Here is a 23,283-nt window from a genome sequence, read left to right as displayed (position 1 = left end):
ATGGCCTTCGATCTTCACATGGCTCTCGTGATCGTCGCTGCCGCGGTTGCGACCTACGCAACCCGCATCGGCGGCTATATCCTCATCACCACGATGAAGCGCATTCCGCCGCGCATGGAGGCCGCGCTTGCCGCCGTCCCCGCCGCGGTCTTGACGACGCTTGTTGCGCCGGCCTTCTTCATCGGCGGTTGGGATTCGAAGCTCGCCCTGCTCGTCGCACTCCTCGTCGGTTTGCGGGTCTCACACACCTGGATGTTGATTGCCGCGTGGCTCGTCGTCATGGGCTGGCGTCACACGATCGGCATGTAACCCCACTGGCGGCCGAAAAGGCCGCCTCGCTTAATATTCCAGCGGCAAGGTCGCATTTTCCAGCCACGCCTTGACGTCGTGGTCGTGAATCAGCGGCATGAGCGCCTCTCGGGTGCGCTCGTGGTAGCCGTTGAACCAATGCAGCTCGTCATGCGTCAGAAGTTCCGGAATAACGAGGCTGCGGTCGATCGGGCAGAAGGTCAGCGTCTCGAAGCCGAGCATTGGTATGTCGCCACCGTCGATCGCCTCTGCCTCGCGGACATAGATCAGGTTCTCGATGCGGATGCCGAAAGCCCCGGGGCGGTAATAGCCGGGCTCGTTCGAGAGAATCATCCCCGGCAAAAGCTCCTGCGTCGAGAGCCTGGCGATGCGCTGCGGGCCTTCATGCACCGAAAGATAGGACCCGACGCCGTGACCGGTTCCATGGGCAAAATCAACCCCTGCCCGCCAGAGTGCAATTCGGGCAAGCGGATCGAGGTCGCATCCGCGCGTGCCCTTCGGAAACCGTGCGGTGCTGATCTGGATCATGCCCTTCAGCACCAGCGTGAAGAAGCGCTTGTGCTCCTCGGTGACGGAACCGATGCCGACGGTGCGGGTAATGTCAGTCGTGCCGTTGATGTACTGGGCGCCGGAATCGATTAGGAAGAGTTCCCCGGCTTCCAGCTTGCGGTTCGTTTCCGTCGTCACGCGATAGTGCATGATCGCCGCGTGCTCGCCGGCACCAGAGATCGTGTCGAAGGAGATATCCTTCAGCGGGTTCTGCATGCTCTGGCCGACGTGGGCGCGTGCCGCTTCCAGCTTCTCCGCCACCTCGATTTCGGTCACAGTCCCAGGCTTGATCTGCGACAGCCAGTAGAGAAATTCGACCATCGCCGCGCCGTCCTGCAGATGTGCAGCCGCAGAACCGTTGATCTCAACGTTGTTCTTGACAGCTCGCGGAAGCTTTGCAGGATCATTCCCTTCCACGACCTCGCCACCCCCCTTGCGAATGATCTCCGCCAAGGCATACGAGGTGAGGTCCGGATCCACGAGGACTCGACCGCCATCCCTTGCAACAGCTGACAGTTTCTTTTCGAGTTCCGACGGCGCAAGCTGCATGCACATTTGCGCCAGATAGGCTTCGGCCTCGATACCGGTCTTGCGCTTGTCGAGGAAGAGGTCCGCCTTGCCATCGGCATAGATGATCGCACGCGCCAGCGGGTGCGGCGTGTGCGGAACGTCGGCACCGCGAATATTGAAGATCCAGGCGACCGAAGACGGATCGGCGACCAGCGCCGCCTTGAGGTTCTTCTTTGCAAGGTCGGCCGCGATCGTTGCAATCTTGTCGGTCGCGAGCACGCCCGCCTGTACGACGTTCTGGATCATCACCTGTCCCAGCGGCTCCTGCGGCCGGTCGCTCCAGAGCTTGTCGAGAGGATTGTGAGGCAGGACAACGAGCGAAGCGCCAATTTCGGCCAGCGCCTTTTCAAGTCGCCGCACTTCCGCGCCGGAATGCAGCCAGGGATCGATGCCGAGACGCAGGCCCTTGGAGCCGTTCTTCGCGAGCCAGGCATGAGGCGGTTCGTTCACAAGGTCTCCGCCTGTGAAGACGGAACCATCCACTTGCTCGGCAAGTTGCGTCACGTAGCGCCCGTCCACGAAGACGATCGCCTCCGAACGCGTTACCAGCGCGACGCCCGCAGACCCGGTGAAGCCCGTCAACCACGACAAGCGCTCCGAACAAGCCGGCACGTATTCGCCGTTGAACTCGTCGGCACGAGGCACAAGAAAGGCGTCGATATCAAGCGCATCAAAACTTGCACGCAAAGCCGAGACGCGATCGCGGCCGAATTGTGGCGTCGAAGTGACTTCGAAAGACTGGAACATGTTCAAGAATCCGGTGTTTTGGGCGAATCTCCTAGGCGAGATTCGGCTATATTATAGGTATTTCAGACGAATACGAGGAATTCGCGAAGTGACGTGTGAGCGAAAGCCGCGCAATAATCCGGCGGAAATGAGGCACCGTCTCACCAAGTGGCACGCTTTATGCATTCCACGCATGGCTCCCATGAACGAAACCCTCTCCCTCACCTTTTCTAAATCGCTATATAGGCGCCATCAAACGGGTTCGAGACGAACCTGAAACGAAACAAAAGGAATTTAGATATGACTGCCCCTCTGTCGCGCTTCGCTTACAGCAGCCCGGTGCAGGCTGGCGAGCGCCAGACTGTGCGTCACATCATCGGCTCGCGCCGTCCGCTGCATGAGGACACCCTCAAGCTGCTGGGCGCTGGCCAAAAGGTTACGCGCCATCAGGTCGCAACCAACTACGCGTTCTGAGCAACTCGCCGCTCCCTTCTCCTCCTCCCTCACGGGACCGGCGATCAGAACCAGTAGAAGCCCGCTCGAGCGCTCCTCCTCCTTCGAGCTCGCGGGCATTGACCGGGAAACTGGTCCAAAGGCGGTGCCACTGGCACCGCCTTTTCTTTTGCCCTCGTCTCAAGGACGATCGAGATGGATCGTCACCCAGCCATTACGCCAGATCGTACGGACGTGCCGCAGATGCGCACCGTTATAGGCCGCCAGCACCTTCCAACGCTGCGCAGCCAGAATGCCGGAAAGAATGACCGAGCCCCCGGGCGCCAGGTGGGTCACGAGCTGCGGCGCCATCTTGATCAAGGGCCGCGCCAGGATGTTGGCGATAATCAGATCGAAGGGGCCATGCGCGGAAAGGGCGGTCGAGTGAAAACCTGGTGCCGTCTGTGTGGCGATACCCGACGCGATGCCGTTGCGCCGAACATTCTCGGCAGCGACCCGCGTCGCGATCGGGTCAATGTCCGTTGCGAGAACAGGAATGTTCCGCAGCTTCCTGACGGCAATCGCCAGAACGCCGCTGCCGGTTCCGAGATCAAGCGCATTCCGCACCCGGCGGGAACGCAAGACACGGTCGATCGTCTCCAGGCAGCCTGCCGTCGTGCCGTGATGACCGGTACCGAAAGCCTGGCCGGCATCGATCTCGATCGCGATATCGCCGGACCGCACCTTGTCGCGGTCGTGCGATCCGTGGACCAGAAAGCGCCCCGCCCGAACCGGCTTCAGCCCCTCAAGTGACTTCGCCACCCAATCGACCTCGGGAATTACTTCGCGCTCGACTTTGGCCTCGGGAAAGCTCATCTTCAGCGCTTCCTCGACGCGCGCGCGAACCTGTAGTTCGTCTTCGCGCATCATGTAGACCGAGGCTTCCCAAATATCCTTCTTCTCATCGATCTCAGTGGTCGCGATTGCGAAGTCTTCTTCGCCGAAGACATCGGACAGCAGATCCAGAATCTCTCCTGCCTGCACTTCGGTTGTCGTCACATAAAGGCGTATTTCACTCACAAGCGGTCTTTCTTCTATAGCGCCCCATCGATCCAGGGCGGCGCCTGCGTATCATATCCGCAAACGCCGTGAAGCAATTTTTGTCGGAAAGCAGGTATTCGCAAAAGTAAGGGGACGGCAACATTGCGGATCGCGATCGCCACCGGATGCTTCATGGTAATAAGCGATGTCAGTTGATGGGTCTGCTTCAGCACCGTCTTCACCGCCGGCATTCTGAGACCCGCATATTCGCGCTCCCGCCCTTCCGAGATGAGCCAGGCCAACCAGCACGCGTCCTCGATGCCAAGGTTCATCCCCCGCGCACCGGCCGGCGAATGAATATGCGCCGCGTCGCCTGCAAGAAACACGTTGCCTCGTGCCATCACGGCGACATGGCGGAAGTGAATGCGAAAATCGGAGGCCCAGACACGCTCGGCGATTGCGGCAGGATGTTGGATGCGGCTCTCGAAATCGGGAAGCGTCGAGATGTAGCGCAGCACATCGCGGGTGACCGGCAGACGCCCGATCATGCCGGGATCGAACAGCGTTATCTCGGCAAAACCGGGATCGATCGGCACAGCGTAACGAAAGTCTGCCAGATAGAAGCTGCTCTCCAGCGCCTGTCCGGGGAAACCGATACCGACAGCCTTGCGGACCGCCGAATGGGCACCGTCGGCAGCGATCACGATATCGAAATCCGCCGTTTCGACCGATCCATCTGCCTTCCGTAGCGTTACTCGCGGCTTCGAAAGATCCCCGGAGACTGTCTCCACCGCGGTTTGCCATTCCGCAGCAACCTCATAGTCGGAAAGCTTGCCCAGCAGCAGCCGCTCGGTATGCCCCTGTGCCAGCGCGTGGATTGCGCTGTAGGGGCCGGGAACCTTCGTCGTGTCGATGTCGGCAAGCAGTCTTCCCTTGGAGACGATGCGAAAGTGCGCAATCTGCTGCGCCTCTTGCAGTATCGTGTCCGTCACACGCGAGGGTGAAAGCAGCGCCAGGGTTCTGGCATTGATGCCCAACGCACGGCTTTCCGTTAGCGGCACGGGCCCGGCGTCGCTATCAACGATGCGCGGAAGGAACCCGCGTCGGGCAAGTTCGAGGGCAGCAGTCAGGCCAGTTGCGCCGGCCCCGGCGATCAAGATGCTGCGATGCCCTGACGCCATGCCGTCATCCCTTGCTGACGAGGTTCTCCAGTTTCTTTACAGCCGTATCGGGATTTTCGCCATAGGCGATGGTCCCGGAGAACCGCCCTGCCGAATCGAGCAGGAAGACCGAGGCCGTATGGTCCATCGTGTAGTCGCCGTTCGGATTGCTCTCGTCCACGGGAACCTTCTTGGCGTAGACGCGGTAACCCTTGATGACGTCGGCGACCTTGTCGGGAGCGCCCGATATACCGACAATGCGCTTGGAGACATTGGAGACATACTGGTTCATGACGTCAGGCGTATCGCGCTCCGGGTCGACGGTGACGAAGTAGGCCTGAAGCTTCTTGCCCTCCGGATCGACCTTCTCCAGCCAACCATTCATTTCGAACAGCGTTGTCGGACATACTTCCGGGCAATGGGTAAAGCCAAAGAAGAGCGCCGTCGGCTTGCCGCGGAAGGCCTGCTCCGTGATTGGCTGGCCGTTCTGGGCGACAAGCGTGAACGGCACGCCGAACGGTCCCTCGGACACAGCCTCTTTTGTCTTGGTGACATTGAGCGTCAGCCAGCCGAGAATCCCGGCCATCACCAGCACCGCAACCCAGACCGCAATGCGGACAGTCTTCATCGATCGAACCTCTGAGATCGGGATCATTCCCGTTTCCGGGTGATATCGCCTCGTTCTTCAGGGTGCAATTCAACAAGATGTTTTCCAGGCGGCGACCGATTGCCCCACCAGCACACGGAAAAGGCGCAATCAGAATCGAAAAATCCAGTACTTACAAACACATATTTGACGCAACAACGGCAACCTACAATCTTTGAGGGTTAGCAAATACTTAAAAATACATATCTATATTTAGCAATGGATAGAACGGTCGCCGTTCTCGTGACATGACGTCTGCCTGGTATTTCAACCCCGGCTATCCGCGTGAGCGCAAGATTATATGCCGCGTCTCATCGCGGAGGGGATAATCGTCACATGACTGATATGAAAGTGCGCAAGAGCCTCTCCGTTGGCCAGAGGCTTGGAACGCTGGCCGGTGCGGCATTCGTCGGCTTCGGCGCGATGCTTGCAGTCGGCTGGTACCAGAATTCGAGCGCCGACGCCGCCCTGAGGCACGCCAACGAGATTCAGGTTAGCGTCGATCACATCAACGAGCTGCGCACCGCAAATCTCACTCTAATTCTCGCCGCCATGGACACCATCGTCGATCGCGGTGATCGCGCCGTGATGCCCGAACGCCTGAAACTGATGAACGAAGCGATCGGCGAGCTACAGAGCAGTTCCAAGGACATGCACCGCCTCGGAGAAGAGCTGAACGCGGGAAGCCTGCTCTCCACGTATGATGCGGACGTGGCGACACTCGGACAGAATATCGTCGGAGACCTGAAAGCTGCCGTCGAATCTGGGGCGCCTGACAGTGAATTCGACAGGCTGGATGACGCCATCGACGGTGGCGGCGACAAGGTGGGCGCGACTTTGGATAAGTTCGCGCGCGAAGGCGGCGAATTCGCCAAGAGGAAAATCGACGAAGCCAATATGATCTCACAGCGAGCGATCCACATTCAGCTTGCACTTGGCATCCTCGCTATCCTGACGATGGCGATCCTGCAGTACATCCATGGCGGCTCCATTCGCCGCGGCATCGAGGGCGTACGCAAGAGCATGCAGGGGATCATGCGCGGCGATCTCGATAGCCACGTCCCCGCGACCGAGCGTGGCGACGAGATCGGCGACATGGCGCGTGCGGCGGAGAGCTTTCGCCTTGCCGCAATCGAGAAGCAGGAACTCCAGGCGCGCAGTGAAAGCGAACGTCGGCAGAGCGATACCGAGCGTCGCAGCCGCGAAGCGGCAAAGCTTGCAGATACCGAAGCACTCAACAAAGCAGTGAATGCCCTGGGCGACGGCCTCACACGGCTCGCTGGCGGTGACGTGACGGTCACCATCGACCAGCCGTTCAAGCCGGAGCTGGAGCGCCTACGCAGCGACTTCAATCAGACCACGGCAACGCTCCGCCAGACGATGGCCGGCATCTCCCAGAACGGAGCTTCCATCCAGGCAAACAGCCAGCAGATGCGCTCGGCCGCCGACGACCTCGCAAAACGCACGGAACAGCAAGCCGCCTCGCTCGAGGAAACCTCCGCGGCCCTCGATCAGATCACGGCAACGGTTCGCAACGCCACCAACCGCGCCGAGGAAGTCGGCCACATGGTGGCCCATACCCGGCAGAACACGGCGAAATCAGATGTGGTCGTCACCGACGCCATGGCGGCCATGGAGCGAATCGCGGCGGCCTCGCGCGAGATCGGAACAATCATCAACGTCATCGACGAGATCGCCTTCCAGACCAATCTTCTCGCCCTTAACGCAGGCGTCGAGGCGGCGCGCGCAGGCGAAGCCGGCAAGGGCTTTGCGGTCGTCGCACAGGAAGTGCGTGAACTCGCCGGTCGCGCAGCGGGTGCCGCCAAGGATATCAAGGCTTTGATCGGGAAATCCGGAGCCGAGGTGAAGGCCGGCGGTGAACTCGTGACGGCAGCCGGCGAAGCGCTGCGCCAGATCGGCGACGATGTTTTGCGCATCGACGAGCATGTTAAATCAATCGTAACCTCTGCACGCGAACAATCCACTGGACTGAACGAAATCAATACGGCCATCAGCCAGATGGACCAGGTCACGCAGAAAAACGCGGCCATGGTGGAAGAGACGAACGCAGCAAGCCACGCGCTCGCCACCGATGCCGACAGCCTGATCCACCTGATCCAGACGTTCAAGATCGGCGAGGGCATGAATGCCCGTTCCACGCCGCGGGAAGCCACCGCAGTCTCGCATCCAAAACCATCTCCCGCACGAAGCCTGATCGGCAAGGTGGCGGGCGCATTCAGCGGCGGCGCAACCGCCAGAGCCATGGCCGCACCGGCCGGAGACAACTGGGAAGAATTCTGATCATGAACAGTTCCATCATCAACCAGACCGGCTCGCATCTCGAGATCGTTTCCTTCCATCTCGGCGAGCAGGAATTCTGCATCGACATCATGGCGATCCGCGAAATTCGCGGTTGGGCGCCCGTGACGCCGATGCCGCACACGCCGCCTTACGTGCTTGGCCTCATCAACCTGCGCGGCGCGGTGATCCCGGTCATCGACATGGCCTGCCGCCTCGGCATGAAGATGACGGAGCCGTCCGAGCGTTCCGCCATCATCGTCACCGACATAGCCGGTAAGCTGGTCGGCCTGCTGGTCGAGCAGGTCTCTGATATGATGACCATCAAGAGCGAAGACCTGCAGCCGGCGCCTGAGATCATCCCGGAAGCACAGCGCGCCTTTTGCCGCGGCATCGTTGCGCTGGAAAAGACCATGGTCTGCTTCCTGAACCTCGACACTGTCATCGCTGACGAGCTGGCACAGGCTGCGTGATCGGCCAGCCGGGTTCCGCTGAGAGCCCTGCCCCCTGACAAGACTTGCGAACCGCTTGCGACAGAACGTTGCGAGCGGTTTTTTTGTGCGGCCATTCTTAGGGCCGTATTGCAGGCTATCTCGTTGGCGAGCGCCACCTCCGTCATGCGATCGTAGACATAACCCCGTAGACGAAGGGCGAAGGCAGGTGTTTGAATTGTCGCTGGAAAGGGAGTGGGATACCCAGGATGAGCAAAGCAAAGACCCGCCACACTGGAGGATGCGGCTGCGGCGCGATCCGCTATAGAATCGACGAGGCGCCCCTATCCAGCGGCATCTGCCATTGCCAGACATGCCGGAAGGTTGCTTCGGCTCCGACGCTGCCGTTCGTCACCTTTCCCGTGCGAACACTGGTGTACGAACAAGGAGCCCCGCGCGCTTTCGCCTCCTCGAAGGGCGTCGTGAGGACATTTTGCGGTTCATGTGGTTCCCCGCTCGGCTACCAGAACGATGCGGACCCGGGCTTGATCGACATCATGACCGTCAGCCTCGACGAGCCGGATGAGTATCACCCGACGTTTCACGTCTGGACATCCGAAAAGGTGTCCTGGGATGTCATCTGCGACAACCTGCCGGCCCATCCCAAAAGCCGTCCCTAACTCGACGAGCCGCGCTGCTATTGCGGTTTGCCGTTCTTCCACACGACGTTCTGGCCGTAAAGCGGGATGGTCGAGATCGCCATCTTGGCCGAGCCGTCGGCCTCGAAACGATCGCGGTCTGATCGCAGACTGATGCCAGGATCGAACTAATCGATGATCTCGACCGTAAACGCAAAGCGGCCGATCTCGCCGGGAGGCAATGTCAGGCTGTACGGTCGCTTTGCAAGCTCCCTCGAGCCGTTCTTTTGAGCGGCCATCCCATGCCAGGGTTCGATGCAGATGAACGGCGCACCCGGTTTCTGCCAGAGCGCCAGATTGGGCAGATTCTCAAAACTGAAATGCATCGTCGGTCCGCCCTCGACGCCGTAGCGCAGCCCCTTCCCCGCATCCTCCGGAAAGATCATGGCATCCTGCTCGAACATGCCGTGGTCCAGCACAAGCCGTCCTGCCTTGAATGGGGATGCCAGCTTTGCGGGCGAAATCAGCCCATTCTCCAATCGCACCAAACCGGGTTCGCCCTGATTGTCGAGCGTTATGACGTGATCCTGCCCGGCCGCGCCCGGCAATGGCCAGAGGAAGGCGGGATGAAAGCCGAGCCCAAAAGGCATCGGCCGCCGGTCGCGATTGGTCACCTCGGCGGCGACGGTCAGCGCCCGCCGCTCAAGCGTATGCTCCACCGCCAACAGGAAGTCGAACGGAAAGACCGCCATCGTCGTGGGCGATGACGCAAGCTCATACCGGCACGTCGTCGCGCTGGCGGACGCAAGGGCAAATTCCGTCCGGCGCGCGAAGCCGTGCTGGCCCATCGCAAAGCTCTGGCCGTCGATTGCCAGAATGTCATCGGGCGCCTTGCCGACGATCGGAAAGAGTACAGGCGAACGCCCGCCCCAGAAAGCCGTATCACCATTCCACAGCCACGACCTACCGTCGGTGGTCAGCAAGGCCTGCATCTCGGCGCCGAAAGAGGAGACATCGACTGTCAGGTACTGGTTTGCGATCCGCGTGAGGCTTGGCATGAGCATCCTTTCGATTTGATCCGCAATCGGACCCTATCCGCGTCAACCAACGATTTCCATGACGATGCACGATTTGCCAACTCGCCCCGTCAGCCAGCGCGCAGCTATTGCGGCTTGCCGTTCTTCCAGATGACGGTCTGGCCATAGAGCGGGATAGTCGAGATCGCCATCTTTGCCGAGCCGTCGGTCAGTTCGCGAGAATGTGCGAGATAGATCAGCGTGTCGTTCTCCTTGTCGTAGATCCGGTTGACGACCAGTTTCTTCCAGATCAGCGACATGCCTGTTTTGAACACCTCGTCGCCGCCCTTCGACAGGTCAATGTCGCCGATCTCGATCGGCCCCGTCTGACGGCAGGCAATGGAGTTGTTCGAAGGATCCTCGAACCAGTTGCCGTTCTTCACGCGGTCGATAACGCTGCGGTCGAAATAGGTGACGTGACAGGTCACGCCTTTCACCTGCGGGTCGGCCACCGCGTCGATGATGATGTCGTTGCCGATCCAGTCGACTCCGACCTTGCCGACTTCATCGGCGGATGCCGTGCCGGCGCAGAGGGCGATGAGCGAGGCGGCGGCAAGCGCGATACAGCTCTTTTTGGACATGACTGCTCCCTGATTACATCCGCATCTAAGGTAAGGGCGACGGATGCCTTTACAAGGAAGCCCTCACGCCTTCCGGCAGGTGCAGGCCTCGTACCCCTCCGACGTCAGCCTTCCTGGTTTCATGCCGATCAGAGCAGGAATGGCGTTCACCGCTGTCGCCCCGACGGCCTTTGCCATCGCAATCGCCGCATGCGCGCAGACCGCAGCGTCTTCGGCAGCGTTGTGATGCGCAAAGCGCAGCCCAAGGTGCTCGGCAATCATGTTCAGCCGATGCGACAGGAAATGCGGCCAGATTCGCTGTGCCATCTTCAGGCTGCATAGATAGGTGAGTTCTGGATAAGATTGCCGATACAGGTCGAGACTCGTGCGCCAAACGCTGAAATCGAAAGCCGCATTATGGGCGATCATGGTCGCGCCTCGGAAATCGTCGTGAAACTCGTCCATCACCTCCGGAAACTCCGGCGCGTCCTCGACGTGCTCCGGCCGAATGCCATGAATGGCGATGTTCATGCGGGAAAACCGCATTTCCTTCGGGCGGATCAGCCGTTCCTCGACGCGGGTGACCTTGCCATCCTCGATCCATGCCAGACCGACCGAACAGGCGCTGCCGCGTTGTTCGTTGGCAGTTTCGAAATCAATGGCGATGGTCTTCAAGGGGTTTCCGATTCGATTGTATCGATCTGGCATAGCCTTCCCGCCCTGTCGGCGCAAACCCAAGCTGTTGACATCCGCAACCGGATTGCGAAACATGGCGCGCATGAACGGATCGATGACCATGACGCTCACGCTGACGACCACCACCCTTGCAGGGTTGGCGGGAGCGACGGTGCGTTAGATCAAGCCCCGCCATCCCCGAAACCCTGCCGAGGCGAGCAGGGTTCTGGAACCGGCTCTCCTCACAACAACCAGGAGAGTTGCATGCAGAATAATCCAAGCAGCAGAAAAGCACCTGTCGGACTGTTGATCAGAGCCATCCGTCCATCCGACACCGAGGCCTTGGCAGCGCTGGTCAATCTGCCGGGCTTTCGGGCCGGAACCTTGCGTCCGCCCTACCAGAGTATCGAAGAAACCCGCCGCCATGTCGAAAACAGCAATCCGGACGCGATGCGTCTGGTCGCAACCATCGACGGGCAAATCGTCGGCGATATCGGCATGACCCGCTTCCGCGGCCGCCGCAATCACGTCGCCAGCATCGGCATGGGCGTGCATGACGACTTTACCGGCCGCGGCATCGGCAGCGCGCTACTCGCTGCCGTCATCGATGCCGCCGATAACTGGCTAAACATCATGCGTCTGGAGTTGACCGTCTACACCGACAACGAAGCCGCTCTCGCGCTCTACAGAAGGTTCGGCTTCGAAGAGGAAGGTGTCCTTCGTGCCTACGCCTTCCGGGCCGGCAGTTACGTCGATGCCTATGCGATGGCGAGGGTCAAGCGGTAGAAGAAGGCTCTGACGTAAGCCGTAAGCGATGCCCTCACCCGCCGATCAGCGCCAGCCACTCGTCCTCGTCCATCGTCTGGACACCGAGTTCGCGTGCCTTGTCGAGCTTTGAGCCAGCGCCGGGTCCCGCAACGACGATATCGGTCTTCTTCGACACCGACCCCGCGACCTTGGCGCCGAGGCTTTCGGCCCGCGCCTTGGCCTCGTCGCGCGAAAACTTTTCCAGCGAGCCGGTGAAAACGACGGTCTTGCCGACGACAGGACTGTCTAATGTCACCGGCTGTTCGGCGGGCAAGGGCCTCTTGTCGTTGAGCTCGTCAAGCAGCGCTCCGATCACGTTGATATTGCGCGGCTCCTTGTAGAATTCGACGATGGCACGCGCGACAATCTCGCCAATGCCTTCGATGGCGTTCAAGTCGTTCCAGGCATCGCCGGAAAGTGGTGCAGCCTCCTTCATCGCCGCCTCGAAGGCATCATAGGTGCCATAGGAGCGCGCCAGCAGTTTCGCGGTCGTCTCGCCGACATGGCGTATGCCGAGCGCATAGATGAAGCGGTGGAGCGCGATAGTGCGGCGCTCGTTAATAGCCGCGTAGAGCTTGCCGACACTGACCTTGCCGAAGCCATCGATATTCTCGAGCTTGGTCAGTGAACCCGCCTGCCGCTTCTCCAGTGTGAAGATATCGGGCGCGGTGCGAATCTGCAGCGCCCTGTCCTCATTCTCGAAGAAGAAGTCGATTTGCTTCGATCCAAGGCCCTCGATATCGAAGGCATTGCGGGAGACAAAGTGCTTGAGATGCTCCGTCGCCTGCGCCCTGCAGATGAAGCCGCCGGTGCAGCGGGTGACCGAATCGAGCTTGCCGGTCTTCTCGTTCTTCTCGCGCACGGCATGGCTGCCGCAGACCGGGCAGGTCTTCGGGAATTCGTAGCGGGCTGCATCTGTGGGCCGCTTCTCTATGACGACGTCGAGCACCTGCGGGATGACATCGCCGGCCCGCTGCACGATCACGGTATCGCCGATGCGGATATCATGCTCCTCCTCGCGGATGCGTTCGCCCGAATTGCCGATGCCTTCAATGTAATCGGCATTGTGCAGCGTCGCATTGGTGACAACCACGCCTCCGACGGTGATCGGGGTCAGCCGTGCGACCGGAGTCAGCGCGCCGGTCCGGCCGACCTGGATGTCGATGTTCTCGACCGTCGTGAAGGCCTGCTCGGCCGGGAATTTATGTGCAGTCGCCCAACGCGGGCTGCGCGAACGGAACCCAAGGCGAGCCTGCAACTCAAGGCTGTCGACCTTGTAGACGACACCGTCGATGTCGTAGTCGAGATCCGGCCGCTTCAGGCCGATCTCGTCATAGTGTGCCAGAATATCGGCGACGGAATTCAACCGCTTCATCAACGGATTGACGGGAAAGCCCCATTCCTTGAATTTCTGTACCATGTCGAATTGCGTCTTCGGCAAATCATTGGGCTCGGAAATCTCGCCCCAGGCGTATGCAAAGAACTTCAGCTTGCGGCTCGCTGTCACTTTCGCATCGAGCTGTCGCAGCGAGCCAGCGGCGGTGTTGCGCGGATTGACGTAGGTCTGCTTGCCCGCCGCCTCCATCTGCTTGTTCAGCGCCATGAAGTCGCTCTTGGCCATATAGACCTCGCCGCGCACTTCAACGACGGCAGGAACGCCCGCACGCAACTCGTTGGGGATTTCCTTGATGGTGCGGATATTCGCGGTGACGTTTTCACCCGTCGTACCATCGCCGCGAGTCGCTGCGTTGACAAGTTTGCCATTCTCATAGCGGATCGACATGGAGAGGCCGTCGATCTTCGGCTCTGCCGTAAACGCGATCGACTGGTCCGGCAGACGGCCGAGAAAACGGTAAACACTGGCCACGAAGTCCCGCACGTCCTCCTGCGAGAAGGTGTTGTCGAGCGACAGCATCGGGCGCGCATGGACGACAGGCGCAAAGGTCACAGACGGCGCGGAACCGACACGCCGCGATGGGCTGTCTTCGCGAATGAGTTCCGGAAAGCGCGCCTCGATCGCGTCGTTGCGCCGCTTCAGCGCATCGTACTCGGCATCCGAAATCGCCGGACGATCCTCGCCGTGATAAAGCTCATCGTTGCGGGCGATTTCCCTGGCAAGCCGCTCAAGCTCGGCAGCGGCATCTTCGATCGTCAGGGCATCAACGGCTATGGCTTCGGTCGACATACGGCTCTCGCTCCACGGAATCTGGAGTCGTTTTAGAGCAAAACGTATGGATTGAAAGAGAGTGAGGCGTCATGTCAGGCGCCTCTCCCCAATTCGGCGATTGCGAAATCAGCCGTTCCCGGCCAGCAGACGGGCAGCCGCCGCCCTCGCCTCTTCCGTCACCGAGGCGCCGGCCAGCATGCGCGCGATTTCCTCGGTACGGTCGTCCGGCGCCATCGTCGCGACGCGAGTCGCGATCTTCTCGGAGCCTTCCGCAGCCGGGCCCTTCGAAATCAACAGATGCGTTGCGGCCCGCGCCGCAACCTGCGGCGCATGCGTGACCGAAAGCACCTGCACGCGGTCGGAAAGGCGCTTCAGCCGCTGCCCGATTGCATCCGCAACCGCCCCGCCGACGCCGGTATCGATTTCGTCGAAGACGAGCGTTGGCGCAGAGCCACGATCGGCAAGCGCAACTTTAAGGGCCAGCAGGAAGCGCGAAAGCTCGCCGCCGGATGCCACCTTCATGATCGAGCCCGGACGCGTGCCGGGATTGGTCTGAACGTGGAACTCCACTACGTCGATACCCTCCGAGGTCGCATCTTCGGGATCGGTGGTGATTTCCACCATGAACCGTGCCCGCTCGAGCTTCAGCGCCGGCAGTTCCGCCATGACCGCAGCAGCCAGCGCATCTCCAGCGTGATGACGCTTGTCGGAAAACGTGCGGGCCGCCATGTGGTAGTTCGCCTTGGCGACACCGACCTCCGCCTCAAGCTTGGCAAGCCTTTCCTCGCCAGCATCGAGATCGGCAAGATCGCCGATCATGCGAACGGCGAGCGCCGGCAGTTCGGTCACCGGAACGGAGTACTTGCGCGAGGCGGCGCGCAAGGCAAACAGACGCTCCTCTACACGCTCCAGCTCTTTCGGATCGTATTCCGTTTTCCGGAGTGCCGCCTCGACTTCCATCTGAGCGTTGGAGAGCTGGTCCAGCGCGGCGTCCAGAAGCGCCACCGTATCTTCCAGCAGTCCTGGGGCTTCGTGGCTCTTGCGCTCCAGCCGGCGCACCAGCGAGGCGATATGCGGTACGGGAGAGGCATTGCCATTGAGGAACTCGGAAGCCTCGGCGATATCGCCCGCGATCCGCTCGGCCTTCATCATCTTCTGGCGGCGATCCGCGAGTTCGTCCTCTTCGCCATCTTGCGGCGACAGCTTCTCCAGTTCTTCCACGGACGCACGCAGATAATCCACCTCGCGCGCAGCATTCTCCACCTTCTCGCGCTGCTTCTTCAGCGTCCGCTCGGTATCGCGCCAGATGCGGTAGAGGTTGGAAACGGCAGCGGCATCCTCGTTCGCGCCTGCGAAGGCGTCGAGCAAGATCCGGTGGGCATGCGTATCGACGAGGGCGCGATCATCATGCTGGCCATGGATCTCGACAAGCATCTGTCCGGCCTGGCGCATCAGTTGAACGCTCAGCGGTTGGTCGTTGACATAGGCCTTCGTACGCCCGTCAGAGTTTTGGACGCGGCGGAAGATGAGGTCACCATCATCATCGATGCCGTTTTCGCGCAACAACTTGCGGGCGCCGTGATCCGGCCCGACGTCGAAGACAGCCGTCACCTGCCCCTTGTCTTCGCCGTGGCGAACAAGGCCGCCATCGCCGCGGCCACCAAGGGCAAGCGACAGGCTATCGAGCAGTATGGATTTGCCAGCACCCGTCTCACCGGTCAGCACCGAGAGGCCGGTCTCGAAGGCGAGATCCAGCCGCTCGATCAGGACGATATCGCGGATCGAAAGCTGGATCAGCATTGGCCTCAGGAACCGAGCAGGAGTTTCTTGCCTGCAGCAGCGATCCAGGAGCCCGGGTTTTCACGCGGCTCTGCGCCACCACTCTTCAAGAGCTTGAAGGAATCTGCGTACCACTGACTGTCAGGATAGTTGTGGCCCAGAACGGCGGCTGCGGTCTGCGCCTCTTCGACGATGCCCATTGCATAATAGGCTTCGACAAGGCGCGCGAGCGCTTCTTCGATCTGGTTGGTATTCGGATACTTCTCAACGACTGTGCGGAAGCGTGAGATTGCCGCAAGGTATTCCTTGCGTTCCATATAGTAACGGCCGACCTGCATTTCCTTGCCGGCGATCTGGTCGCGTGCGAAGCGGATTTTCGCTTGCGCATCGTCGACGTATTCGGAATCCGGATAATTGTCGATGACAGCCTGCATGGCTTCGACGGTCTTTGTAGCCGCGCGCTGATCCTGCGTGACGTCGACGATCTGTTTCGAATAGGTCAGACCGATCAGATACTGCACATAGGGAGCATCCTTCGACTTCGGATACTGCGCCATATAGCGGTTGCCCGAAGCGAGAGCGTCGTCGAGACGGCCCTGACGATACTTGACGAAGGTGCTCATCACGAGCGCCTTGCGCGCCCATTCCGAGAACGGGTTCTCGCGGTCGATGGCGTCGAACTTGCGTGCCGCCTCGGCCATGTTACCGGCCTTCATGTTGGCGAGGCCCTGGGTATAAAGAACATCCGGCGGATCGCTCTCGACACCGAGCTTGGTAATATCGATGTCAGGGTCCGACTGGCATCCGGAAACCAAGGCACCTGCGCTCAGCACCAAGAGCGATGCGAACAAAGCGCGCGCTGTCTTCATCATACTTTCAGACCCTGCATAACCCATCGGAACAATCCCAACGCTGCCATCCCTCAACAGCAGCCACGCCTTGCTGGCGTTTCTAGCCACAAATGAGCAGCCAGAGCAACGCAATGATGATGCATTAACGCATTTTTGTGGCGACGCAGGCCATATTCACCGGTTTTGCACCGAGAAAGCTGCAACTGTTGCCGCTAAACATCTGCGGCAACACATCTATCGGGGAATCACCGTCGGTCTGTTCCCCATAAAGAAACCGCCTCCCGAAGGAGGCGGCCCTGGCCTAAAAGATGCGATGGAGGTCATGCCGACCAGGGAGCAAATTCCGGTGCGTTGACCCGGATGAAATCCCGAGGTGCAACACGCTGGCGCGGCGCAGAGGTCTCGACCACTTCATAGGCGGTCGGGTCGCTGAGCAGCGCCTTAAGAGCATTAGCATTCATCTTGTGGCCGCCACGATACGAGCGGTAGCAGCCGATAAACGGAGCACCGGCCAGTGCCAGATCGCCGACGGCATCGAGTGCCTTGTGGCGTACGAACTCGTCCTTGGCGTAACGCAGGCCCTCGACATTGATAACAGTATTTTCGTCCGAGATGACGACGGAATTTTCAAGCGAGGAACCAAGCGCATGGCCCGATGCCCAGAGACGCTCGACATCCCGCATGAAACCGAAGGTGCGAGCGCGCGACAACTCGGACTTGAACGTCGCCGCGGTCATGTCGCCTTCCCATTTCTGCCGGCCGATCAGCGGGCAATCGAAATCGATCTCGACTTCAAAGCGCATACCGTCATAGGGACGGAACTCGCTCCACGAACCGCCATGCTCGATGCGAACCGGCTTGGTGACGCGGATGTAGCGGCGCTTCACGCCGAGCGATACCAGGCCAACCTGTTCGATCGCTTCGATAAAGGGCATAGAGCTGCCGTCCATGATCGGCATTTCGGCGCCATGGACCTCGATCAACACGTTGTCGAGACCAAGCGCGTAGACAGCAGCCATGACATGCTCGATCGTCGCGACTGAGTGCGCCGGCGAGAACCCAAGAACAGTGCAGAGATCCGTATTGCCGACCTGCGAAGAAACAGCACGGTATTCGGAAACATCGCCGTTCTCATGCATGCGATTGAAGACGACGCCAGTGTCGGCTTCTGCCGGGTTGAAGGTAATCGAAACGTCAGCACCGGAATGGACGCCGATGCCCGAGAGCGTGATCGGACGCGATACCGTCGTTTGAAAACCCAACATGCCAATAACCATAAATTTTGCCTTTATTATCCCTGGTGACCCGCCGCGGCTAACATGCCGAACTATCTGCCAGGGTTCATTTCACTCCGTCCAAGTCTCGCCATGAAGGGCACGAGGGCGGTTTCTTGACCCCATACATACGTGCGCCCGGGTTCCAATCCAAATCACTGTTTCTTTCGCATTGTTACGAAAGCATGCCATTGAAATTACAACGCAATTGGCGCCAGATTCGACACCCTGATACAGCAATGCCCGGGAGCTTACTCCCGGGCATCCTTGTGGCGATTCTGTCCTTGCCTCAGTTCGACTGACGGCGCAGGAATGCTGGAATTTCGAGCTGATCGTCTTCCTGCATCATGCGAGCCTGCGGAACGCTGCGACCCTGATCGTCAAGATTTCCACGGCGCGGTGCATAGAGGCTTGCTTCCGGAGAGAGCGGACGGCGCTGCTGCGAGGCAGCCGCAGGCGCCGACGTCATCTCCGGCGCGACTTCCTCTTCGCGGCGGCCAAGCGAGTTGGTGATCCGCTTCAAGAGGCCCATCGGACCACGCTCTTCTTGCGCATGAGACGTAGGTGCAGGCTGCGAGCGATGGTCGATCTCCGCCTGCACTACCGGCGGGAAGTCTTCCACCTTCGGCATACGTACGGCCTGCTGAGCGGCCATCGGCTGCTGCGCGACCGGTGCCGGCTGGCTGATAACAGGCTGCTGAACCGGCTGGCTCATGACCGGAGCGTGAACTGGAGCCTGCTGGACCGGAGCTGGACGAATGACCGGAGCAGCCTCGGGAGCAGCGAAGATCTTGCTCTGCGGACGGAAAGTCTCCTGCATCGCCGGCTGCTGGACCGGGGCTGCAGCACGCGGCGCGTGGATTTCAAGCTCGCGTTCCATTTCGGCTTCAGCCGTGCGGATTGCTTGCGCGACCGGATCGACGGGCTTGGGTGCCTGCTGCATGACGGGTGCAGGCTGAACTGCGGCCGGCGCCGGAGCAACGGCCGCGGAAGGACGCACGATCGGCTTTGCCACCGGCTGGAAGGTCTTCCCTGCCGCCGCGTTGATGGCACGGTCGATGCCTGTCGCAACGACGGAAACGCGGATGATGCCTTCGAGCGATTCGTCGAATGTCGCGCCGAGGATGATGTTCGCATCCGGGTCGACTTCCTCGCGAATTCGGGTTGCGGCTTCATCGACTTCGAAGAGGGTAAGGTCGCGACCGCCGGTGATGGAGATCAGCAGGCCCTGCGCACCCTTCATAGAGGTTTCGTCGAGCAGCGGGTTGGCGATCGCAGCTTCGGCAGCCTGCATCGCGCGGCCCTGGCCGGATGCTTCACCGGTTCCCATCATGGCGCGGCCCATTTCGCGCATGACCGAACGGACGTCAGCGAAGTCGAGGTTGATGAGACCTTCCTTCACCATCAGGTCGGTGATGCAGGCAACACCCGAATAGAGAACCTGGTCAGCCATCGCGAAAGCGTCGGCAAAAGTCGTCTTGTCGTTGGCGATGCGGAAGAGGTTCTGGTTCGGGATGACGATCAACGTGTCGACCGACTTCTGCAGCTCTTCGATGCCGGCTTCCGCCAGACGCATGCGGCGACCGCCTTCGAAGTGGAAGGGCTTGGTGACAACGCCAACGGTAAGGATGCCCTTGTTCCGGGCTGCCTGAGCGACAACCGGAGCAGCGCCAGTACCCGTGCCGCCGCCCATACCGGCGGTGACGAAGCACATATGCGTGCCGTTCAGGTGATCGATGATTTCATCGATGCATTCCTCGGCAGCTGCGCGACCGACTTCCGGCTGCGAGCCAGCACCGAGACCTTCGGTAACATTGGCGCCGAGCTGGATAATGCGCTCTGCCTTCGTCATCGTCAGGGCCTGGGCGTCCGTGTTGGCAACGACGAAGTCGACGCCCTGGAGGCCCGCGGAGATCATGTTGTTGACAGCGTTGCCACCGCCACCGCCAACACCGAACACGGTGATACGCGGCTTAAGCTCAGTGATATCCGGCTTTTGCAGCTTGATAGTCATGTTACCGTTCCTTCTCTTTATGGCCGCATCGCCACGCCGGCCAATTCACTCAATTATCAGAAGCTTTCTTTCAGCCACTGCCCCATGCGGGCAAAGCGGCTGGTATTTCCCCCAAGCGACATGAGCAGACCACTCTGTGACGCATGTGTTTCCTGGTCCGCGACCTGCGGATAGATCATCAGGCCGACGGCGGTCGAAAAGGCTGGGCCCTTCGCTGCTGTCGGCAGACCCGAGACGCCCATCGGACGACCGATTCTGACGTTGCGGGCAAGGATGCGGCGCGCGACTTCGGCAAGGCCGGTCAGCTGGCTCGCACCACCCGTCAGCACGACGCGCTTGCCGACGATCGGGCTGAAGCCCGAGCGCTGGATGCGGTCGCGGATCAATTCCATCGTTTCCTCGATACGGGCGCTGACGATGCGCGACACCAAAGCGCGCGGCACCTGTGTCGGCAGGTCGCGTTCGTCTTCGCCGATCGGCGGGATCGAGATCAGTTCGCGCTCGTCCGAGGAATTCGGCATCGCGGAAGCGTGAACGACCTTCAGGCGTTCGGCATCCTCGATACGGGTCGAAAGACCGCGGGCGAGATCGGTGGTGACATGATGGCCGCCGAGGCTGACGGCATCCGTGTGCACCAGCTTACCTTCTGCGAAGACCGAAATCGTCGTCGTGCCGCCGCCCATATCGATCGCCGCGCAGCCGAGCTCGACTTCATCGTCGACGAGCGCAGCAAGGCCCGATGCGTAGGGCGTCGCAACGATGCCCTCGACCGAGAGGTGCGCGCGATTGACGCTGAGCTCGAGGTTCTTAAGCGCGGTACGCTCAGCCGTGACGACGTGCATGTCGACGCCGAGAACGTCACCATACATCGCCAGCGGATCGCGGATACCGCGCTCGCCGTCAAGCGAGAAGCCGGTTGCCAGCGAATGCAGTACGGCACGATCCTGGCGCAGCGACTGCTGGCAGGCGGCGGAAAGGACCTTCTTGAGGTCGTTCAGTTCGACTTCCTGGCCACCGAGATCGATGGTTGCGGTGTAGATGTCGCTCGTCAGGCGACCGGCCGTGACGTTGACGATCAGGCTTTCGACAGTAAGACCGGCCATGCGCTCTGCAGCGTCGACCGCAAGGCGAATCACGCTTTCCAGAGCATCGAGGTCAGAGATCGCACCGGTCTTGATGCCACGCGAGCGCTGATGACCGATCCCGATGATTTCAATGTTATGCGTGCGACCGGGCAGAACTTGACTTTCCTCGCGGGGCGTCAGCCGGCCGATCATGCAGACGACCTTCGTCGATCCGATGTCCAGCACCGAAACGACATGGGACCGCTTCGACGAAAGCGGCTTCAGGCGCGGCAATCCGAAATGGGACGAACCGAACAAGCTCATATATTTTGCCCCGCCTTCTTCAAATCCTTAGCCCTTTGATCGAGCACCAGTTGCCGGCGCGCCATCGCCTCCGGCGTCAACTGAATTGCCGTGCGGTCGGTGAGCCTCAGATCGACGGCAGCGATGTCGCGCTCCAGAAGATCCTGCTCCTTCATGAACTTCGACAGCCGCGCCAACGCCAGATCGACATCGTCTTCCGGCAGCTTCACCGAAATGCCGTTGTCCATGTGTAGATCCCAGCGACGACCCGAAACCCAGACGTAGGCCTTCACCCGCGCCTTGATCTCCGGCCAGTTTGCGAATTCAGCTTCGAGCGAAGTTGCTGCAGCCTCCGCACCGCGACCAACCACCAGAGGCAACTGCGAGAACTTATTGTCGCGCAGCGGAGCGATTACCGAGCCACCCTTCTCCACGAGAGAAAGTTCCTGGCCATGCTGCCAGATGGCGTAGGCCTGACGTTCCTTGAGCTTTACCTCGATCGTCTTCGGATAGATCTTGCGAACTTCGACATTCTCGACCCAGGGAAGCTTGGCGATCTTCTGACGCGCCGCATCGACATCGAGCGCCACGAGCGACGTTGTGCCATCCAACCCCAACAGCTGCAGGATCTCGATTTCGGAGGTCTCGGAATTGCCGGATACCTTCACATCATCGATCGCAAATCCGGCAGCCGTTGTCGTCGCCTGGGCAACTGCTTCTGTGTGACCACCGAGCGACATGCCATAGAGACCCGTCGCGGCAAAGAAAGCCAAGGCGGAGACCGTCCCGACATGAGCCGGAATATGGATGCGGCCGCTTCCGAGACTGACAAGGAAGCGAACGACACGACGCAGCGGGCGCGGCAGAATCAGCCGACCATCACCCTCGGGATACGAAGGCTCCGCCTGATGACTTGGGCGCCCTATCCTTTTGACCGTCACCGAGAACAAGAAGCGTCCTCCACCATCCAACGGAGAAATTCACCAAACGAGTAGCCGGCATGACCGGCCATTTCGGGCACCAGGGAGGTTGGCGTCATGCCCGGCTGAGTATTGATTTCCAGCCAGATGATTTCGCCATCTTCGGAGAAGCGGTCGTCATAACGAAAGTCGGAGCGACTGACGCCACGGCAACCAATTGCTTGATGCGCCCTTAACGCCAATGATTGTATTTTTTGGTAAATATTCGGTGAAATTTCCGCCGGAATGACGTGTTTCGATCCACCCGCGACGTACTTGGCATCATAATCGTAGAAGCCGTGCCCGAGCGGCACCACTTCAGTCACGCCGAGGACCCGATCACCCATGACACCGCAAGTCAGCTCGCGACCATAGATGTAACGCTCGACAAGAACCTGTTCGCCGTAGCGCCATTCCGGAGAACTGATGACCTGGGGCGGATGGGACTGATCCTCTTGGACAATCACCACGCCGAAGCTGGAGCCCTCACGCACAGGCTTTACAACATAGGGCGGCTTCATCGGGTGCTCGGCCGGAAAGGCGAATCGATTGATCACCTCGGATTGAGCAACCGGAATGCCAGCGGCGGCGGCAACGCCCTTGGCCTTCTCCTTGTCCATGGCAAGGGCCGACGCCAGCACGCCGGAATGCGTGTAGGGAATCTCAAGATATTCGAGCACGCCCTGGATCGTACCATCCTCGCCGTAGGGGCCATGCAGTGCATTGAAGACGACATCGGGTCGCAAGGCAGCAAGCTTCGCAGACACATCGCGATCGACATCAATCCGCGTCACCTGGAAGCCCTCAGCCTCAAGAGCATCCGCACACGCCGTCCCGGAAGAAAGGCTTACCGGCCTCTCCGAGGAAAACCCGCCCATCAGGACAGCGACATGCTTGCGACTCATCAACACCCCCAAAAAATAACCTGCACACTGCGTTCCGACGCTTGCACCA

21 protein-coding genes and 1 pseudogene are annotated in these 23,283 nt (G+C 60.4%); 6 read left to right on the top strand and 16 right to left on the bottom strand.

The genetic code is table 11. The features are described 5' to 3' along the window. Entirely contained in the window at positions 1-309 is a 309-nt protein-coding gene (locus tag K9B32_RS00540) for an AzlD domain-containing protein (protein WP_007802255.1), read from the top strand. Between the two features lie 30 nt (positions 310-339). Here K9B32_RS00540 and K9B32_RS00535 read toward each other — a convergent pair whose 3' ends face one another. Then, positions 340-2,175, bottom strand: a complete 1,836-nt coding sequence (locus K9B32_RS00535) for an aminopeptidase P family protein (RefSeq protein WP_224559986.1) — start codon at positions 2,173-2,175, stop codon at positions 340-342. A gap of 279 nt (positions 2,176-2,454) precedes the next feature. Here K9B32_RS00535 and K9B32_RS00530 point away from each other — a divergent pair, with 279 nt between their 5' ends. Beyond that, positions 2,455-2,628 (top strand): hypothetical protein, encoded by a 174-nt coding sequence (locus K9B32_RS00530; protein WP_224559985.1) that lies wholly within the window; start codon positions 2,455-2,457, stop codon positions 2,626-2,628. Between the two features lie 159 nt (positions 2,629-2,787). Here K9B32_RS00530 and K9B32_RS00525 read toward each other — a convergent pair whose 3' ends face one another. From K9B32_RS00525 to K9B32_RS00515, 3 genes are read right to left on the bottom strand one after another with little or no spacing between them, the layout of a single operon-like run. Then, the gene (locus tag K9B32_RS00525) at positions 2,788-3,666 is read right to left on the bottom strand and encodes a 50S ribosomal protein L11 methyltransferase (RefSeq protein WP_224559984.1); all 879 of its coding nucleotides are present in this window, start codon (positions 3,664-3,666) and stop codon (positions 2,788-2,790) included. A gap of 14 nt (positions 3,667-3,680) precedes the next feature. Beyond that, positions 3,681-4,808 carry an FAD-dependent oxidoreductase gene (locus tag K9B32_RS00520; RefSeq protein WP_224559983.1) on the bottom strand — a complete coding sequence of 376 codons (1,128 nt, stop codon included), beginning with the start codon at positions 4,806-4,808 and terminating at the stop codon, positions 3,681-3,683. Positions 4,809-4,812: 4 nt separating this feature from the next. Next, positions 4,813-5,415, bottom strand: a complete 603-nt coding sequence (locus tag K9B32_RS00515; protein ID WP_132590821.1) for an SCO family protein — start codon at positions 5,413-5,415, stop codon at positions 4,813-4,815. Positions 5,416-5,769: 354 nt separating this feature from the next. On the opposite strand from K9B32_RS00515, the gene K9B32_RS00510 reads away from it, so the two are divergent. The 3 genes from K9B32_RS00510 to K9B32_RS00500 all read left to right on the top strand — a co-directional run bounded on the left by K9B32_RS00510 (position 5,770) and on the right by K9B32_RS00500 (position 8,842). Further along, entirely contained in the window at positions 5,770-7,734 is a 1,965-nt protein-coding gene (locus tag K9B32_RS00510; RefSeq protein ID WP_224559982.1) for a methyl-accepting chemotaxis protein, read from the top strand. A 2-nt stretch (positions 7,735-7,736) separates the two neighbouring features. After that, positions 7,737-8,204 (top strand): chemotaxis protein CheW, encoded by a 468-nt coding sequence (locus K9B32_RS00505; RefSeq protein ID WP_224559981.1) that lies wholly within the window; start codon positions 7,737-7,739, stop codon positions 8,202-8,204. Positions 8,205-8,431: 227 nt separating this feature from the next. Next, positions 8,432-8,842 carry a GFA family protein gene (locus K9B32_RS00500; RefSeq protein WP_007802271.1) on the top strand — a complete coding sequence of 137 codons (411 nt, stop codon included), beginning with the start codon at positions 8,432-8,434 and terminating at the stop codon, positions 8,840-8,842. A gap of 17 nt (positions 8,843-8,859) precedes the next feature. Here K9B32_RS00500 and K9B32_RS00495 read toward each other — a convergent pair. The 4 genes and pseudogenes from K9B32_RS00495 to K9B32_RS00480 form a co-directional block, all read right to left on the bottom strand. Beyond that, positions 8,860-8,940: pseudogene (locus K9B32_RS00495) on the bottom strand (CREA protein); the annotation flags it as partial. 48 nt (positions 8,941-8,988) lie between these two features. Further along, positions 8,989-9,858, bottom strand: a complete 870-nt coding sequence (locus K9B32_RS00490) for an aldose 1-epimerase family protein (RefSeq protein ID WP_224559980.1) — start codon at positions 9,856-9,858, stop codon at positions 8,989-8,991. A gap of 104 nt (positions 9,859-9,962) precedes the next feature. After that, positions 9,963-10,457 carry a CreA family protein gene (locus tag K9B32_RS00485; protein WP_224559979.1) on the bottom strand — a complete coding sequence of 165 codons (495 nt, stop codon included), beginning with the start codon at positions 10,455-10,457 and terminating at the stop codon, positions 9,963-9,965. A gap of 63 nt (positions 10,458-10,520) precedes the next feature. Further along, positions 10,521-11,111 (bottom strand): 3'-5' exonuclease, encoded by a 591-nt coding sequence (locus K9B32_RS00480; protein ID WP_224559978.1) that lies wholly within the window; start codon positions 11,109-11,111, stop codon positions 10,521-10,523. A gap of 264 nt (positions 11,112-11,375) precedes the next feature. On the opposite strand from K9B32_RS00480, the gene K9B32_RS00475 reads away from it, so the two are divergent. After that, complete coding sequence (locus K9B32_RS00475; protein WP_224559977.1) at positions 11,376-11,897, top strand: GNAT family N-acetyltransferase; 522 nt, start codon at positions 11,376-11,378, stop codon at positions 11,895-11,897. Positions 11,898-11,931: 34 nt separating this feature from the next. Here K9B32_RS00475 and ligA read toward each other — a convergent pair whose 3' ends face one another. From ligA to K9B32_RS00435, 8 genes are all read right to left on the bottom strand, one after another. Continuing rightward, complete coding sequence (gene ligA, locus K9B32_RS00470) at positions 11,932-14,103, bottom strand: NAD-dependent DNA ligase LigA (protein WP_224559976.1); 2,172 nt, start codon at positions 14,101-14,103, stop codon at positions 11,932-11,934. Between the two features lie 108 nt (positions 14,104-14,211). Beyond that, entirely contained in the window at positions 14,212-15,885 is a 1,674-nt protein-coding gene (recN, locus tag K9B32_RS00465) for a DNA repair protein RecN (RefSeq protein WP_224559975.1), read from the bottom strand. 5 nt (positions 15,886-15,890) lie between these two features. Continuing rightward, positions 15,891-16,760 carry an outer membrane protein assembly factor BamD gene (locus K9B32_RS00460; protein ID WP_224559974.1) on the bottom strand — a complete coding sequence of 290 codons (870 nt, stop codon included), beginning with the start codon at positions 16,758-16,760 and terminating at the stop codon, positions 15,891-15,893. Positions 16,761-17,035: 275 nt separating this feature from the next. Then, complete coding sequence (gene lpxC / locus K9B32_RS00455) at positions 17,036-17,992, bottom strand: UDP-3-O-acyl-N-acetylglucosamine deacetylase (RefSeq protein WP_224559973.1); 957 nt, start codon at positions 17,990-17,992, stop codon at positions 17,036-17,038. Positions 17,993-18,278: 286 nt separating this feature from the next. Further along, positions 18,279-20,003, bottom strand: a complete 1,725-nt coding sequence (gene ftsZ / locus K9B32_RS00450; protein ID WP_224559972.1) for a cell division protein FtsZ — start codon at positions 20,001-20,003, stop codon at positions 18,279-18,281. A gap of 56 nt (positions 20,004-20,059) precedes the next feature. Continuing rightward, positions 20,060-21,391: a cell division protein FtsA gene (gene ftsA, locus K9B32_RS00445; protein WP_224559971.1), complete on the bottom strand. Its 1,332-nt coding sequence runs from the start codon at positions 21,389-21,391 to the stop codon at positions 20,060-20,062. Then, the gene (locus K9B32_RS00440; RefSeq protein WP_263490455.1) at positions 21,388-22,320 is read right to left on the bottom strand and encodes a cell division protein FtsQ/DivIB; all 933 of its coding nucleotides are present in this window, start codon (positions 22,318-22,320) and stop codon (positions 21,388-21,390) included. Before K9B32_RS00440 ends, ftsA begins: the two co-directional genes overlap by 4 nt. Further along, positions 22,308-23,234 (bottom strand): D-alanine--D-alanine ligase, encoded by a 927-nt coding sequence (locus tag K9B32_RS00435; protein WP_224559970.1) that lies wholly within the window; start codon positions 23,232-23,234, stop codon positions 22,308-22,310. Before K9B32_RS00435 ends, K9B32_RS00440 begins: the two co-directional genes overlap by 13 nt. Positions 23,235-23,283 lie beyond the last annotated feature (49 nt).

Origin of the sequence: Rhizobium sp. 3T7, from assembly GCF_020166565.1 — a bacterium.
Lineage (GTDB): Bacteria > Pseudomonadota > Alphaproteobacteria > Rhizobiales > Rhizobiaceae > Rhizobium.
Note: the sequence above shows the minus strand (reverse complement) of the source record. Positions and strands in the feature narration are given on the sequence as shown.

Coding starts and splice junctions, on each gene's coding strand:
- K9B32_RS00520 (WP_224559983.1), bottom strand. CDS start 4,808: ATGGCGTCAGGGCATCGCAGCATCTTGATCGCCGGGGCCGGCGCAACT.
- K9B32_RS00515 (WP_132590821.1), bottom strand. CDS start 5,415: ATGAAGACTGTCCGCATTGCGGTCTGGGTTGCGGTGCTGGTGATGGCC.
- K9B32_RS00460 (WP_224559974.1), bottom strand. CDS start 16,760: ATGGGTTATGCAGGGTCTGAAAGTATGATGAAGACAGCGCGCGCTTTG.
- K9B32_RS00435 (WP_224559970.1), bottom strand. CDS start 23,234: ATGAGTCGCAAGCATGTCGCTGTCCTGATGGGCGGGTTTTCCTCGGAG.
- K9B32_RS00505 (WP_224559981.1), top strand. CDS start 7,737: ATGAACAGTTCCATCATCAACCAGACCGGCTCGCATCTCGAGATCGTT.
- K9B32_RS00540 (WP_007802255.1), top strand. CDS start 1: ATGGCCTTCGATCTTCACATGGCTCTCGTGATCGTCGCTGCCGCGGTT.
- K9B32_RS00530 (WP_224559985.1), top strand. CDS start 2,455: ATGACTGCCCCTCTGTCGCGCTTCGCTTACAGCAGCCCGGTGCAGGCT.
- K9B32_RS00510 (WP_224559982.1), top strand. CDS start 5,770: ATGACTGATATGAAAGTGCGCAAGAGCCTCTCCGTTGGCCAGAGGCTT.
- recN (WP_224559975.1), bottom strand. CDS start 15,885: ATGCTGATCCAGCTTTCGATCCGCGATATCGTCCTGATCGAGCGGCTG.
- ftsA (WP_224559971.1), bottom strand. CDS start 21,391: ATGAGCTTGTTCGGTTCGTCCCATTTCGGATTGCCGCGCCTGAAGCCG.
- K9B32_RS00535 (WP_224559986.1), bottom strand. CDS start 2,175: ATGTTCCAGTCTTTCGAAGTCACTTCGACGCCACAATTCGGCCGCGAT.
- ftsZ (WP_224559972.1), bottom strand. CDS start 20,003: ATGACTATCAAGCTGCAAAAGCCGGATATCACTGAGCTTAAGCCGCGT.
- K9B32_RS00490 (WP_224559980.1), bottom strand. CDS start 9,858: ATGCCAAGCCTCACGCGGATCGCAAACCAGTACCTGACAGTCGATGTC.
- lpxC (WP_224559973.1), bottom strand. CDS start 17,992: ATGGTTATTGGCATGTTGGGTTTTCAAACGACGGTATCGCGTCCGATC.
- K9B32_RS00500 (WP_007802271.1), top strand. CDS start 8,432: ATGAGCAAAGCAAAGACCCGCCACACTGGAGGATGCGGCTGCGGCGCG.
- K9B32_RS00475 (WP_224559977.1), top strand. CDS start 11,376: ATGCAGAATAATCCAAGCAGCAGAAAAGCACCTGTCGGACTGTTGATC.
- ligA (WP_224559976.1), bottom strand. CDS start 14,103: ATGTCGACCGAAGCCATAGCCGTTGATGCCCTGACGATCGAAGATGCC.
- K9B32_RS00485 (WP_224559979.1), bottom strand. CDS start 10,457: ATGTCCAAAAAGAGCTGTATCGCGCTTGCCGCCGCCTCGCTCATCGCC.